Raw genomic sequence first — 16,002 nt, 5'->3', positions numbered from 1 at the left:
CAAAAACCTGTTTCACCTATAGTGATGAAGATGCAGAAATCAAAGCGCCCCTTGTATATTCCATATGCAGGGCCTATTTTGCTTGAAACGCCGCTGCTTAACAAAGGGAGTGGTTTTACGGAAAAGGAGCGGCGCGAATTCAATTTGGACGGGCTGCTTCCCTATCGTGTCGAGACAATAGATGAGCAGCGCGAACGGGCTTATGAGCAGCTCTGCGCTTTCACTAGCCGGATGGACAAGCACATCTACTTGCGCTCGATTCAGGATACGAACGAGACCCTATATTTCAGCTTGCTCGTTCACAATTTAGAGGAACTGATGCCGATCATCTATACCCCAACTGTTGGAGAGGCGTGCCAGAAGTTTTCTCAGATTTATCGGCGCAAGCGGGGTCTATTCATCTCTTACGATGACCGTGACAAGATCGACCGAATTCTGCGAAACGCGACCAAGCAGAATATTAAAGTAATTGTGGTCACGGACGGCGAACGAGTCCTCGGTCTCGGTGATCAGGGAATTGGAGGTATGGGTATCACAATTGGGAAGCTTGCCCTGTATTCAGCTTGTGGGGGCATTAGTCCTGCTCATACTCTTCCGATAACACTTGATGTAGGATGCAACAACGAGGAACTTGTCAATGATCCTATGTACATGGGGAAACGAACCGGACGCATTTCGGGCGAAGCTTATTTCGACTTTGTGGAAAAGTTCATTGAGTGTGTTGTAAGCCTTTGGCCGAATGCGCTGCTGCAATTCGAGGATTTTGCTCAGCCAGCCGCCATGCCGCTTTTGCGACGCTATCGGGATCGTCTTTGCTGTTTTAACGATGACATACAAGGAACCGCTGCTGTTACCGCAGGGACCTTGATTACTGCGTGTGAGCAAAAAAATGAACGGCTTGTCGATCAGAAAATTTGCTTTGCGGGCGCGGGTTCAGCAGGTTGTGGCATCGCTTCGCATCTGATAGCTCACATGCGTAAGGAAGGATTGAGCGAAAATGAGGCAAAGCAACGAATCTATATGGTGGACCGTAATGGTTTGCTGACTACGGACTCGGAGGACTTGCGGGACTTCCAGTACGAACTCGCTCGCGACCATGAGGAAGCTAGTAGGTGGCTAGAAGAGAGTGGGCAGGTGTCGTTGCTGGGTGTTATGAAGCAGGTGAAGCCAACAGTGCTGGTAGGGGTTTCTGGGCAATACAATCTCTTTACCGAGCCAGTGATCCGGGAAATGTCAACGCACGTGGAAAGGCCGATTGTCTTTCCGCTTTCGAACCCAACTAGCCTTGCGGAAGCGACACCAAAAGACGTGATCGAATGGTCAGAAGGTAGGGCGATCGTCGCAACGGGAAGCCCTTTTGACTCGGTTGAATATAAAGGGAGGACTCATTCGATCGCTCAGTGTAACAACAGCTATATTTTTCCCGGGGTAGGTCTAGGTGTGGTTGCGAGTAGAGCGAAGCGGATGACTGAAAACATGTTGATCGCCGCTAGTGAGGCATTGGCGGATAGTTCGCCCAAAGCTGATGAGCCTAATCAAGGTCTACTGCCGCCACTGGATGAAATACGGGACTTAAGCAAAGTCATTGCCAGGAGAGTGGGGCGCCAAGCGATGCGGGACGGAGTAGCTCGCGAAGGGACTGAACTCGCCCTGGATCGGGCGATCGACGACAACTTTTGGGAGCCGAAATACCGCGACTACTTGCGTACTTCGATGTAAGCTCTTTGCAAATCCGCTTGTGGATTGGGGGGCGAGCTACCGTAATAGGTCAACTGTAGACTGAGACTCGAATTGTGTTTCAATTTAGTTTTTAGTGTAATTTGTTGTCTATAGATCCCTCTATTATGGTAAACAAACCAGAAGAACAAACGAGATGAAAGACGTACATTTTAGTTTCTCAAAATCACTCTCCCGACGCTCGTTTCTAAAAGGGGCGGGGGCCGCGATGGCACTCCCATGGCTCGAAGCGATGACTCCAGCGTTTGCCGCCTCTTCAGCCTATGAAGCCCCAAGGCGTTTTGTGGCCTTTACGCTTGCCTTAGGACTTCACGGTCCGAACTTAAATCCTAGGGAAACCGGTCGGAACTACGCACCCTCTCTGTACCTGTCAGAGGTCGAGGATCTTCTTGGTGATATGACGGTTGTCACAGGTTCGTCTCACCCCGGGGTGAGTGGCGGGCACCAAGCTGAGGGAAGTATTCTCACCGCTGCTCCGTATTCCCGGAGTGCCGCTTTCAAGAACTCAATATCCATCGATCAGTATCTCGCCAAACATCAAGGGCACTACACCCGTTTCCCTTCCCTTGTACTTGATATCAATGGAAGTACCAGTGCCTCCTATACAGAATCAGGAAGCATGATTCCCGCGGAGCAGTCTCCGTCGCGAGTATTTAATCAGCTTTTTATTCCGGACACGCCCAAAGAGAAAGCGCGCCAAGTTGAGCGGCTCAAGCAGGGTCGGAGTATTATGGACGTGGTCGCTGCGGACGCAAAACGGGTTGAGAAAACCCTAGGATCGGGAGATCGGGAAAAGCTGGATCAGTACTTTACCTCTGTTCGAAATTTCGAAAAGCGGCTGGGCGAGGCCCAAGAATGGACGTTACGGCCCAAGCCGAAGGTGGGGGTCGCGGCGCCGGTCGATATCGATAACAGCGACGCCATCATTGATCGTAAAAAACTGATGCTGGATGTGATGTCTCTGGCTCTCCAGACGGACTCTACGCGATTTATCACGGTCCACCTGAATGGTGAAGGCGGTGCGGTTCCGCTTGAAGGTGTTGACGAGGGTTACCACAGCTTGAGCCATCATGGACTGGATGAGGAAAAACTGGATCAGCTCACGATCGTCGAAACGGAGCTAATGCGGAAATGGGGAGATTTTCTACGTGAACTCAAAGGGGTGGAGGAATCCAGTGGAACGCTGTTGGATAGAACCAGTGTTCTCATGACATCAAATTTGGGTAACGGGAGCTCTCACGACAACCGCAACATGCCGGTGGTTTTAGCGGGTGGCGGATTCAAACACGGCCAGCACCTGGCATTTGACAAAGCGAATAACTATCCACTGCCGAACCTGTTTCTCAGTATTCTTCGTCGACATGGACTGGAAGACGAACGCTTCGCCACCAGCACAGGTGAAATGACGGGTCTGGAAATAGCGTAGTGATCGGTTTTTAACTACAGAATTTTTTAGAGAAATCTTTTTCACCTACCAATCTTGCTAATTCAAACGAATGTTTTTGGGTTTGGCCAAACGAAAGTAGTGAATTTTGCCTTTTCAGAGACCGTTCCATTCGGGCCAATTTATGGGTGTAGCTAAATAGCATGATTCGAATTATTATACCTTCATTAATCTTTTTCGCTTTCCCCTGCTTTGGGAAAACGGATAATGATTTCGAGGTGCCTGATTCAATCACCCAGTTTCTCGATCTCAATTGCTACGAGTGCCACAATAATGTGGATAAGAAGGGGGAACTCGATCTTGAATCGCTTCTTTTCGATCCCTCGGACCACTCGAACATGGACCGATGGGCCTTCGTGCACGACCGCATTAAAGAAGCCGAAATGCCACCCCCGAAGGATTCGTTGTTGGAGCCCGGTGAAAGGGCCGGGTTCTTGGATGAGTTCGAAGATATTCTGCACGAGATTTCCTACAAGCAAATCAAGGCAGAAGGGCGCGTGAAGTCACGGCGACTAAGTCGTATTGAGTATGAAAATACATTACATAATCTCTTGGGCGTAGATATTCCATTGCTGGAACTATTGCCTGAAGATCAGACCACGGATGGGTTTAGCAATATCGCGGAGGTGCAGCAGGTGTCTTATCACCTGCTTCAGAAATACCTAGGGGTAGTGGACCTTATTCTGGATGAATCTTTCGAGCGGGTTATCAATCCTCCGGTCTCGGCTTCCTCACCTTTGCCGAAAGACTTGAGACTCATTGAGATCGATCCGTTTGCCACTTCAAAACTGCCAACGATATTTTTTTATGAAGGCTACAGGACATTTCTAGGAAGCGAGAATAAAACCTATCGATACGAAAATGGGAAATTTGTGGATACGAATTCGCCGCTTGATCTCAGGGGAACGATCGCGAAGAATGCGGAGATCGCTGAATTGCTTTCGACGCTTCCGTATAAGAGAGTCTACCACCCCAATGAGCTAGGTGTCGGTTCGGAGCGAATCTTGAACGAGCGGCAGGCGATCTATCACGAAAACCAGCTTTTAAGCTTCCCTACCACACAAGGTTTTCACGGACGAATGGCAGGCACGGAGGTTCCTGAAACCGGTTGGTACCGTATCCGCTTAAAAGCTAAGGCTCACAATCCGCCTGAAGGACGCAATGTTTGGGGTCGTATTAAAACTGGGATTCTTCGAGCCAAGGCGCCAGCCGTCTACTGGGTAGGGAAGTTCGAGGCCACGAGAGAGCTTCAAGAATTTGTGTTTGATGCCTGGATTCGGAAAAATCACATCATTGGAATCCGCCCAACAGATAGAACCCTCAAGTGGGTTTCGTCAAAAGCGATTCAAGATCTCTCTGTGATTCATGACGGTTCCTCTGGAATTGCGGTCGAAAGCTTGGAGGTCGAGAGAATCTATCCAGGATTGGACAATCCTGAACTGAGAAAACAGCTATTTGGCGGTTTATCGATCAGGGACGGAGAACTCGTAAGCCAAGCATTGGAAGCAGACCTTAAGCGGCTACTACGTCGATTTGCGGACCGCGTTTTTCGTCGTCCTGCAAGCGATTTTGACATCCAGCCCTACTTTGAGTTCGCAAAAGTAGAGCTCGATTCGAGCGGTTCGCTCATTAAGGCGGTAAAGTCCGGTTATCGAGCCATTCTCTCATCTCACCGTTTCCTTTATTTTCAGGAAGATCCGAGTCAGCTGGATGATTACAGTATTGCGACGCGGTTGAGTTACTTTCTTTGGAGTGCTCCCCCTGACAACGCATTGTTCGCACAGGCTGAGAAGGGGCTACTTTCACGTCCAGATGTTCTCAAAGCGCAAGTGGAGCGAATGCTCAATGACACCAAAGCAAAATCGTTTGTGAAGAATTTTGCGGATAGTTGGCTCGAGCTTAGGGACATCACTTTCACGACTCCTGATACTAAACTGTATCCAGAGTATGACAACATTCTTCTCCATTCAATGCTGGATGAAACCTACTCTTTTCTTCAACATCTGCTTGATCGGGACCTGAGTGTGGCGAATGTAATCGATTCGGACTTTACGGTGCTCAACGAGCGTATCGCCAAGCACTATGGAATAGAGTTTGGGCTTGAGCCTGGATTGAGAGAAGTGGAGCTTAATGGAAGCTCAAGGCGAGGCGGTCTTATTACGCAAGCGAGCGTGCTTAAAGTGACCGCCAATGGGACGACAACCTCGCCCATCGTTAGAGGGGTTTGGTTGTTGGAGCGTATCTTGGGGAAACATATTCCGCCACCACCAGATCAAGTGCCCGCCGTTGAACCGGACATACGTGGCGCGGTTTCGATTCGGGATCAGCTTGATAAACATCGTTCTACTGAATCATGCATGGCCTGTCACAGAATTATCGATCCACCTGGGTTCGCTCTTGAGAACTATGATGTCATCGGAGGTTGGAGAGACAATTATCGAGCGATTGATTCAGATGACAAGGGATGGGCACACGGACCGGCTGTTGACGCGAGTTATTCCATGCCAGATGGCAGAGCTTTCACTGATATAAAGGGCTTTAAGGAGCTGGCGCTTTCCGATGTGAAGCAGATTGCTCGCAATCTCGTAAATCAAGTGATGACCTACGCCACCGGTGCCGAGATCGAGTTCGCTGATCGCAGAGAAGTGGATCAGATTGTGGAAGATTTAGAAGGAGAGAACTATGGTTTGCGTTCGCTGGTCCATGCAGTGACGCAGAGCGACGTTTTTCTGTCTAAGTAGTTTCCTTACAGGACCGCGTACCTGTAATTTGTGGGAGCCTAGCAGACTAGTATAACGTGCTTACGTCGAACTTGTTTGATTCTGCGTTGATGATTCACATCCTCTTCAGATAGTTAACCTCGCCTCCTCATGAAGAAAACACAGAATCAATTTGACCGACGCACCGTGCTCAAGGCCCTCGGATTGGGATCCGCGGCCGAACGTTTAGATCAACGGAAATTGGATTAGTAATCAGTTCTTTCCTCAGGTAGTTTGTAAAAGCAGGCTGGAATTTGATTGGGTCTATTTTTAATATTCACTATCTCCACAATAGATATCGAAACGACTGATTTCATCCCTATATCCCAAAGTGCTGAAACAAGGTTAGACCGAGTAATCAAGTGACACAAAAGCAAGCCCGAGATTCTGCATTAAGCCTCTCTCCGATTGGGCAGGATCTTCATTTGCTCCGCCGCGAAGGGCTTCACACATTCCCTTTCTCGCCTTGGAACAATCCTTGAACAACACAAACTCATTCGTTTGTGTTGTATTCCTCCTCAAATATCCGACGCAAAGCGTTGATCAAAAAGTATGAACTGGATCCCCACGATAATTCTGACAATGCTTACGATCTCGGTGAACTCCAATCCTCTTCGCTCTCAAACGATCGCTTCTTTCGAAAATCCCAGCGACCTTCGAAACTGGGGCGTGGTCAACGACAGAGTCATGGGTGGAATATCAACCAGCCGTTTCGAGCAAACTGACGACGGAAATCTTCTCTTCCAAGGTGTACTCTCTCTAGAAAACAATGGCGGGTTCGTATCCATACGAAGTCGGCCTGACTCTTTTGATCTGCAAAACGTCGAAGGCTTCAACATCAAAGCAAGGGGTGATGGTCGGACCTACTACCTTGACCTCCGGGTCAATGGGCAAAGGACCTCCGGCTCCTTTCGCGCGGCCTTTCCCACCGAAAAAAACATATGGACGGAAACCTTTCTCCCGGCGTCAGAGTTTGTCCGACAGTCTTTCGGCCGCCCCTTTTCTGATATTCCCCTAAACCCTAGCGACGTTAACTCCATCGGCTTCACTTTGTCTGATAAGAACCCAGGCCCCTTCAAACTTGAGATCGAGTACGTCAGAGCCACTTCAAGTACTTCCCCAGATAGCACCGTGGGTTCTTCTCGGACTCCCGTCTCGCAAATGGAGGGGCCTCGAGCTCTTATCGAATTAGCTATTTCCCGGGGTGTTCCAATCTTCAATCAAGGTAACCCCGACGCCTGTGCCGCCATCTACGAAATCACCTGCCGTTCTCTCCTCGAATCCATAGCAGTCCCGGAGTCAGCTCGTACCGCACTGCTGCGAGCACTCAACAAATCGATTCTTACGACCTCCGGCACTCGCAAAGCTTGGATCCTTCGTTACGCGCTCGATGAGGTTCTCGAACTGCTCCCCGAGCGATAGAGCCAACTCAAAACCATTCAAGTTTAATATCTCCACGGTGGTCACGTCGAGATTGGGATCCGTTTAGGGGACCCCGATTTTGCCGAAGTGCAATTAAGTGCCTTCCGCGCTACGTTCCACGCTGTTGCGAAATCGGAACTCCTTTGGATGCAGTCCGGCAGCTAGCGTGATAACCGCCACGATAGCAAACAGGAGTTGCCGTCGGGCGGTTTGCAGTTTCAACGAACGGGTCATCGGCGAAAAATCAGAAAGTTGAGATTAAACAAGTGTCCTAAAAGTCCAATTTCTTCGTTCGTTGGTCCTATTTGAGTCGAAAATTCGTTTAATGGCATCGCAACACCCTCTGAGTATTACTCTGCTCAAAGGCCTAATTTTGAATTCGAAATATAACTTCAAGACCTCGAAAGCGGCTTATTGGACCTTCTGAGTTCCATGATGGGTTAATTGGAAAACTACAAACGAACTGACGAGATCGTCCCGTAATTTCCATTTACTAAGGTCAAATCTGGATAATCTAGCCACATCGCTTTGTGATTTCATTCGCCCCTCTAGAGGAGTTGTTTAGCGGTTTTTCGGCGGGCCAGAAAAATTTCGGAAACTTTTCGAAATAGCGGATGAGCATTATACCTTGATACAGAGAAATCACCCCTTCAGTTTAACGGGTGCCCAAAACTGGAACTATTGAATTTCCCCTATCCTGATAATGAAACGTTACACACCCATCGCTTTCGCACTTCTCCTCTTCTCAATCTGCACCCAATCTGCAATAGCTGATGGGCACGAATTGACTAAGAAAAATATTTTGCTCATCTGCGTCGACGACCTACGCCCCGAGCTGAAGTCCTTTGGCGTCGATTACATTCACTCCCCGAATATCGATCGACTCGCGGCCTCCGGCAGAGCCTTTCACAATCACTACGTCAACGCCCCCACCTGCGGTGCCTCCCGCTACACGATGCTAACCGGGCAGTACGGTCCCTATGGAAATCAATCTCTCTTCGCTCGGGCTGAGAAGCTGGATTCCCCCGATGCATCCATTCCTCCAAGCATGCCGGAGTGGTTTCGGGAAAATGGATATAAGACCGTATCCGTCGGAAAAGTCTCGCACCATCCAGGAGGTTGGGGCGGTGAAGACTGGTACGACCATAACGTTCTCGAAATGCCCGGTGCCTGGGATCGTCAACTCATGCCCACCGGCCGATGGAAGCACCCACGAGGCGCCATGCACTCCTTGATTCACGGTGAGATCAAACCAATCGGGTCTTTCTCTGAAAATAAAATGGAAGTCATGCAGAGCGCCGAAGGCAAGGACACCGACTACCATGATGGCTTGATTGGTGCTGCCGGCCTCGAACAACTCGAAAATTTGGCCAACTCGCACACGCCTTTCTTTCTCGCCATCGGTTTTATCAAGCCTCACCTCCCATTCGGATCGCCTAAGCGCTACATGGATCCCTACGAAGGGGTCGAGTTGCCACCCATTCCTCATCCAGAGAAGCCGGACTGGCAAAGCACCTGGCATGCCTCTGGGGAATTCATGAACCAGTACTTCCATCACGGGCAGGACCCGCGGGAAGACAAAGCTTACGCGGACAAAGTGCGTCGCCACTACGCTGCCTGCGTGAGCTACGTCGACCATCTCGTAGGAGAGATCCTCGCCAAACTAAAGGAAACCGGCCGGGACAAAGACACTATTGTCGTGCTCTGGGGCGATCATGGTTGGCACCTAGGAGAGCACAGCATTTGGGGAAAACACTGCCTCTTCGAAGAAGCCCTGCGATCCCCACTCATCATTTCCGCCCCCGGCATGAAAGAGCCGGGCGCCAAATCGAACGGGGTGGTAGAGACCGTCGATCTCTTTCCGACGCTTTGTGAACTCACCGGTTTGGAACAACCGGATTTCGCCCACGGCACCTCGCTTCTTCCTCAGATCGAAAAGCCAAATGCCAAAGGCCACACTGCTCTCGCTTACACCGGAAGAGCACAAACACTCCGTACTGATCGTTATCGCTTTGTGCTTCACAAAGACGGTTACACTGAGCTGTACGATCACACCTCTCCCAAGAAGGAAACTCAGAACTTGGCAGAAGAAAACCCGGTATTAGTTAAAGAGTTAAAGGAAATGCTCCTTGCGAAAACGTCCAGGCTCAATTGACGCAGGGAAAACTCTAGCTTGTAACCGATTTGGTCTTTCGAAAATTCGGCCTACTCATCACGCAAGACGGGGAAACCGCCTCTCACTTTGCCCGCGCCTGTAGCCCCGAAATTCGCCTCGAATCGCTCATCGATGGGCCGACTATTGGGCATGCTGAGCCACGTGCGAAATATCCGGCGTTTCTCCTCTGGACTCTCCCCATCCTCGAATGCGGTTCGCCGGTGGAGCGTCACCCAGTTGTTGAGAATTAGAATATCGCCTCGTTCTTGCATGAAACGACAGGACTGGCCCGGCTCGCCCGCCACTACTTCAAGAAAGTCAATGGCCTCGATCTGCTGTGGGGTCAGATCTGGCAGCTCCGGATCGGCATGGGCCCGATCAATCAAGACCCGTAGAAAGCTGCAGGCGAAAAACCCGTTGCGGAATGAAAAAATTGGCTGCTGACAATAGCGGCTTTCATTCCCTAGATCTACCGTGTGGCGCTTGTAGGTAAACGACTCCATCAAAATCTTTAGAAGATCGGGACGCCTCTGGGCAATCTCGTTGTAGAGGTGCATGGAGCTGACCACCTCGTTCTCTCCCCCAATTAGGGCTTTCTTCCAGCACAGAAAAACGATGACGTCGCAACGATCCGTGTGAAATGAAAGTTTCTTATTAGTATTTGGTCCGCGAATACGTAGGTCACTGGAGCCAAACCCTGCATCCGTAACCTCGAATACAGTGTCGCCTCTTTCATTCTGAGCGAGCAAATTCCCTAGCTCGCCACACCAGGACCGAAATGCCTCGCGGGCCTCGTTTCGATCGTACTGATCAATAGGAAAACCGTGGAGCATTAACGCTCCGGGGCCACTCTCCAGTGCTTCGCGAATTGCTCTTGGATCGGTGTTGGAAAAATCCCATTTCCAATCCGGACTTTGCGACAGCCCATCGCCTTTCCACACTGCTGGCCCTGCTAAAATTGATCTTGTCATTTGGGTAGTACCCATCTCGGAAAAGTACGAAGGGGTCAATTGTCAACCTGTTAGTGAAACGGCTTCGTCTGAGCAATCGTCTGAAAAGGTTCCTCGACTTCAGGGGTACTCAAAGTGGATCAGGTAGCACGAAAGGGAATGCTTTCTTACTCTAGCATTTTATCTGTCGGCAGATTATTCCAATCTAAGCTTTTGATATGATCTTCTTTAAATCCTCTGCTATCTTTTGGTGAATCGTGAAAAAGGGGAGCTGCCGGGATAGGAGGTATCTAGCTTCTCGAGTCTTTTTCGAATTCCTTGTAAAGCAGCGAACCCGATCCGCCTCCACCGAGAGGGATAGTGCCGTTGTCTTTAGGAATCAAGCATCCACTAAAAGAGGATATCAAAGACCCTATTTCGCTTTTTCGCCAATCAGCTTGAAATCGGCGATAAAACCCTCATAATTTGCCAGTCTCGGATTCTTGAATGGTGGACGTGTAAATTCATTGACGTAGGGAGGCAGATTTCTAACTTATAATATCATGAACAGATCTTCTACTCCAAATCGTCGTCAATTTCTCGCAGCCTCCGCTTCGACAGGTGCGGGTCTCCTTTTTCTGCCGAGCGGTACGCTTTTCGGGCAGAATCGTCCCGGTAACCGTCTGAATATCGCTCTGATAGGCTGCTGGGGTCGTGCTAAAGCCCATTTCAATATGCTTGAGCAGGAGAATGTGGTCGCTCTCTGCGATATCAATTCCAAGGCCCTAGCGGCCGCCGGACAGAAGTTTCCCAAGGCCAAGCAGTATAAAGACTGGCGGAAATGCCTGGACCAGAAAGATCTAGACGCCGTGGTCTGCTGTACGCCTGATCATCATCACGCTTTCATTTCTATTTGGGCCATGAATCGAGGACTACACGTGTATGGCGAGAAGCCATTGGCGAACACCGTGGAAGAAGCACGAATGGTCCGTGAGACCTATTTGGAGAACCAGAACAAGGTCGCGACCCAATGTGGTACTCAACGCCATTTCGATCCTAATTTCGCCTACATACGCGAGCTCATCAGAGAAGGAGCCATTGGCGAGCTGCAGGATGTGCATGCCTGGGGTGATCGCTACCATAATAAAAAAAGTTACCCCATGGCAACCGGGTCCGCTCCCGATTTTATAGACTGGGATCTCTGGGTCGGCCCCTCTCAAAAGAGACCCTTTAGTTCGGACTACTTCACCGCACTCAATTGGCGCACTGGCCAAAAGACGCATTCCTATTTTGAGACGGACTCAGCGAAATGGCCGACGGGTTCGAATTGCCTCTCCTGGAACATGTATCGCGAATTTGGCAACTGGCAGATTGGTGACATGGGGAGCCACACCATGGATTTGGCTTTCAACCCGCTTGATGCCGACTATCCCATTTCAGCCCAAGCCGAGGGAGAGGCCTATAATCCGGACGTCGCACCATCGCGTATGAGCTCGAGCTGTATCAATCCCGCCAACGACTGGCGCGGCAAGATTCGAGTTTCTTGGCATCAGGGTGGTAATATGCCGAAATCTCCGCTTAGCTACGTCGACGTTACAAAAATCGGGCACGGAGCGCTTTTCAAAGGAACTAAGGGATTCATTGTAGCTGATTTCAAGACGCGTACGGTTATCCCATACGGAAAATCCGCGGACCTTTCGTACTACGATTCGAGCAAAATCAAGGTTCCGGAAAGGCAGGTCTCTAATTTCGGGGAAGAGTGGACTAATGCTTGTAAGACGGACCTGAAGACGTCCTGCAACTTTGACTACTCGGGTGTATTGATCGAGCAACTACTTCTTGGAGCTGTGGCCTACGATGTAGGGAAAAAGATCGATTACAACGCGAAGAAGATGGAAGTGACGAATAGCCCAGAAGCGAACCGCCTCTTGCGGAAGGAATACCGCAAGGGATGGGCTCTCAACGGCTAGCTGATTCCTCTTATCGAGGACCGATAATCCTTAGACAATTTCAAAGAGACCTTCAGGTCTCTTTTTTGTTAGGGTCTTTTCGCGTATTGTCAAATTAGCGAGGTTTTGAAGGATCCCTTGAAATCTGACTTCACACCTTGTTTCTAAGCACCATTCATTACGATGGTCTAACGAAAAATAATGAATAAATCCATTTGAATAGGAAATCCCGTGCCAGCGCATCTTTTCGAGCATGCTCTAGGTCTTGCCTTGCCAGACGAGTAAGCTAGCGAGAAAGTCAAACAATGCAGAATTTGATACTTCCTGTTTCGTTCATGGTCCGTGCCTTCTCGAGGCTAGGGCTTTTATCATGCACCTTCTTGTTGAGTCTTGCTGGCAAGGAAGAGCGGCCGAACATTCTTTTCATTTTCACCGATGATCATGCTACTCAGGCCATCAGCGCTTATGGAGGGATGTTGGCCGATATAGCCCCGACTCCTAATCTAGACCGGCTTGCCGGTGAGGGGATCCTTTTTCGAAAGTGCTATGTAACCAATTCAATTTGCGGACCTGCCCGAGCGGTTATCCAGACCGGCAAGTATTCGCACTTGAACGGTTTTCGGCAAAACGGTGACCAGTTCGACGGTACCCAGCCGACGGCCCCCAAGTATTTGCAAAAATCGGGCTATCAAACCGCAGTCATCGGTAAGTGGCACTTGGCATCGATGCCTACCGGATATGACCACTTCGAGGTCTTAAAAGGGCAGGGCGCTTACTATAATCCAATGCTTATCACCAATGGCGAGAATGTAGACCATGTTGGGTACACGACGGACATCATTACCGAGCGGTCCCTAGATTGGCTCCAGGAGGAGCGCGATCCAGATAAGCCGTTTCTGTTAATGGTTCAGCAGAAGGCACCGCATGGTCGCTGGGAACCGGCGATTCGGCACTTGGAGTTATTCGACAACATTGAAATGCCAGAGCCGTCGACATTATTCGACGACTATACAGGCAGAGCACGGCCCATCTCGCAAAATCGGGCACGCATGTTGGAGGAGATGAACGATCACCGACTCATGATCAAGTATTCCTCCAAGCATACACCTGAGCAGCTTAAGCCTTTCGATGACTACTTTCGCCCTCGCAACGAGGCTATGTTGGCCGCCAATCTAAACGATGTCGAGCGCACCAAATGGAACTACCAACGCTATATCAAAAACTACCTTCGGTGCGTGAAGGCGGTAGATGAGAGTATTGGCCAGCTGCTCGAATATTTGGAAGAGAGTGGCCTAGCTGACAACACTATCGTTATATATTCATCGGACCAGGGATTCTATTTGGGCGAGCACGGACTTTTCGATAAGCGCTGGATGTACGAAGAGTCTCTGAGGTCACCCTTGTTGGTCCGTTGGCCGGGCGTCACAAAAGCTGGCACGGTCAATGATACGGACATCGTTTCTAATTTAGACTTCGCTCAGACCTTCTTAGATTTAGCGGGTGCTGAAATACCAAACGACATGCAAGGCCGCTCCTTGGTGCCGATCTTTAAGAATGAAACGCCGCAAGATTGGCGCGAGTATCACTATTATCATTACTACGAGCACGGCGGGCATGGGGTCCCGCTTCACTTCGGCGTGACCAATGGCCACTTTAAACTGATTCGCTACCCGGACGAGGAAAACGATACCTGGGAACTATTCGACCTTAAGAACGACCCAATGGAAATGGAGAACATTTACGGTCAGGCGAATCCGGAAATCCAGCAAAACCTATTGGCACAACTCAATCGCTTACGCGCTGCGTACGATCTTCCTGAAGACGAGTTGGAGGGCATGAAACAGAGCGGTCAGAGGTAGGTAGATCGGCTTCTTGGCGAGGGCTTAGTTTTCAAGGTCATGTGTTTTCGTTGGCTGCGAGACTATGAACCGATGAGAACTGTGAGCTAACTGGCTTATCCTTTCTTGAATTTCCTCGATTTCTTTCTGATAACTGAGAGGTGTTTAAGCAGTTTAATCTTAGTCGAGACCTAAATTGTAAATTCGTCCGCTCTTACTCCAGTAACCGGACTCATGTTTTGAACAGTGTAGCGAGCGAGTATTGGAGACGCAGAGGAGGTTGCTTTATTGAAAAATGGCGACTGTTAGGTGCCTTAATCCCCATTCTTTGGCTTGTGCCTAATGCGTCGTCGCAAGATCTGGACGATGGAGCTAAAATTTACGCAACCTACTGTGCCCAGTGCCATGGCCCGAATCTGGAGGGGGGACAGGCTTCCAGCTTTCTAGACGGGATATGGAACTACGCTTCTGGATACAATCTGCACTGGGACAATATCAAATTCGGCATCCCGGGTACGCAGATGATCGCCTGGGGAAGCGTGCTCGAAGACGAGCAGATCGAAGCGGTCCTCAACTTTATCCTGGAACGCGAGAAAGAGATGGGGGTCCAGCCTCCGCCGCCCAATCCGCTTTCTGAAACCGAACATTTCAATCTCAAGGTCGAAGTCTTGGCGGAAGGCTTGGAGCAGCCATGGGGGATTGAGTTTCTCGATGACCGCACGGCCGTGTTTTCCGAGTTTCCCGGTCGATTGCGCTTACTCGTAGATGGGGAGGTAGACAACCGGCCGATTGCCAATACTCCTAAGCCAGCAACCCGTCCATCGGGCCAATCCTTTGGCTTCATGGATGTCGCCCTCCATCCCAACTACGTAGAAAACGGATGGATTTACCTGTGCTATATTGATGAGGTATCTGAAATCGTCGGCGATTTGATGAGGTATCTGAACGTCGGCGATGAACCGAACCGACGGTGTGCCACCCGCATTGTTCGAGGCCGTATCGTTGACCGTAGATGGGAAGACGAGGAGGTTGTCTACGATCCTCGGCCAGAGGACTACACGGTTGTTTACGACCACTTTGGCGCTCGTATGCTTTTTGATCACGAAGGCTATCTTTACTTGTCCATTGGCGATCGCGGCCGCATGCTCGATTCCCAAAGCTTGGCCCGTCCTGAAGGAAAGTTTCACCGCATGCATGACGATGGTCGACCCGTTGACAGCAACCCCTACAACTCGTTGGAAAAATACGGTGTTCTTCCCACGGTCTACGCTTACGGGACTCGCAACGCCCAGGGTATGGCCCTCCATCCAGAAACCCACGAGGTTTGGGCGGCTGAGCATGGACCTATGGGAGGTGATGAGATCAATGTAGTTAAGGCAGGGGCAAACTACGGCTGGCCCTTGACTACTAAAGGACTGGATCGTGATGGAACAGTACAAACACCTCACAAGTCGCTGCCCGGCATGGTGGAGCCGATTCACTACTGGATTCCGTCACCTGCCGTTGGGGGCATCGAATTCTCAACCAGTCCGCTTTTCCCGGACTGGAAAAATAACCTTCTCGTGGGCTTCCTTAAGCATCAGCAAATCGTTCGGGTCGTTCTCGACGGACACACAGTTGTAAAAGAGGAGGTCGTTCTGAAGGAGTCTGGGCGAGTCAGGGAAATAAAGACTGGTCCTGATGGATCCCTATACGTATTGATCGATCGAAGGGGCATGATTCTGCGACTAACTCCGGAGAAATAGGGACTGGTATGGAGTCGCGTTCCA

10 protein-coding genes are annotated in these 16,002 nt (G+C 50.1%); 8 read left to right on the top strand and 2 right to left on the bottom strand.

The annotated features are described in order from the left end of the window. The first annotated feature begins 24 nt into the window (after positions 1–24). The 4 genes from GA004_RS17040 (at position 25) to GA004_RS17025 (ending at position 7,362) form a co-directional block, all read left to right on the top strand. Positions 25–1,719, top strand: coding sequence for an NAD-dependent malic enzyme (locus GA004_RS17040; RefSeq protein WP_343218812.1), 1,695 nt, complete (start codon positions 25–27; stop codon positions 1,717–1,719). Positions 1,720–1,873: 154 nt separating this feature from the next. After that, complete coding sequence (locus GA004_RS17035; protein WP_283395080.1) at positions 1,874–3,163, top strand: DUF1552 domain-containing protein; 1,290 nt, start codon at positions 1,874–1,876, stop codon at positions 3,161–3,163. Between the two features lie 161 nt (positions 3,164–3,324). Further along, positions 3,325–5,922, top strand: a complete 2,598-nt coding sequence (locus GA004_RS17030; RefSeq protein WP_283395079.1) for a DUF1592 domain-containing protein — start codon at positions 3,325–3,327, stop codon at positions 5,920–5,922. A 570-nt stretch (positions 5,923–6,492) separates the two neighbouring features. After that, positions 6,493–7,362, top strand: coding sequence for a CIA30 family protein (locus tag GA004_RS17025; protein WP_283395078.1), 870 nt, complete (start codon positions 6,493–6,495; stop codon positions 7,360–7,362). A 93-nt stretch (positions 7,363–7,455) separates the two neighbouring features. On the opposite strand, the gene GA004_RS17020 is transcribed toward GA004_RS17025, so the two are convergent. Continuing rightward, a complete protein-coding gene (locus GA004_RS17020; protein WP_283395077.1) occupies positions 7,456–7,596 on the bottom strand; it encodes a hypothetical protein in 141 nt (46 codons plus the stop codon). Between the two features lie 469 nt (positions 7,597–8,065). Between GA004_RS17020 and GA004_RS17015 the strand changes: the two genes are divergently transcribed. Then, positions 8,066–9,517, top strand: a complete 1,452-nt coding sequence (locus GA004_RS17015) for a sulfatase (protein ID WP_283395076.1) — start codon at positions 8,066–8,068, stop codon at positions 9,515–9,517. A 50-nt stretch (positions 9,518–9,567) separates the two neighbouring features. Here GA004_RS17015 and GA004_RS17010 read toward each other — a convergent pair whose 3' ends face one another. Continuing rightward, complete coding sequence (locus GA004_RS17010; protein ID WP_283395075.1) at positions 9,568–10,488, bottom strand: TauD/TfdA family dioxygenase; 921 nt, start codon at positions 10,486–10,488, stop codon at positions 9,568–9,570. A gap of 521 nt (positions 10,489–11,009) precedes the next feature. On the opposite strand from GA004_RS17010, the gene GA004_RS17005 reads away from it, so the two are divergent. The 3 genes from GA004_RS17005 (at position 11,010) to GA004_RS16995 (ending at position 15,978) form a co-directional block, all read left to right on the top strand. Next, on the top strand, positions 11,010–12,416 hold the full coding sequence (locus GA004_RS17005; RefSeq protein WP_283395074.1) for a Gfo/Idh/MocA family protein: 1,407 nt from the start codon (positions 11,010–11,012) through the stop codon (positions 12,414–12,416). 284 nt (positions 12,417–12,700) lie between these two features. Beyond that, positions 12,701–14,254, top strand: a complete 1,554-nt coding sequence (locus GA004_RS17000; protein WP_283395073.1) for a sulfatase family protein — start codon at positions 12,701–12,703, stop codon at positions 14,252–14,254. Positions 14,255–14,472: 218 nt separating this feature from the next. Then, a complete protein-coding gene (locus GA004_RS16995; RefSeq protein WP_283395072.1) occupies positions 14,473–15,978 on the top strand; it encodes a PQQ-dependent sugar dehydrogenase in 1,506 nt (501 codons plus the stop codon). Positions 15,979–16,002: the final 24 nt, after the last annotated feature.

Origin of the sequence: Candidatus Pelagisphaera phototrophica (genome assembly GCF_014529625.1) — a bacterium.
GTDB classification, from domain to species: domain Bacteria; phylum Verrucomicrobiota; class Verrucomicrobiia; order Opitutales; family Opitutaceae; genus Pelagisphaera; species Pelagisphaera phototrophica.
This window is presented reverse-complemented; position numbering and strand designations above follow the sequence as displayed.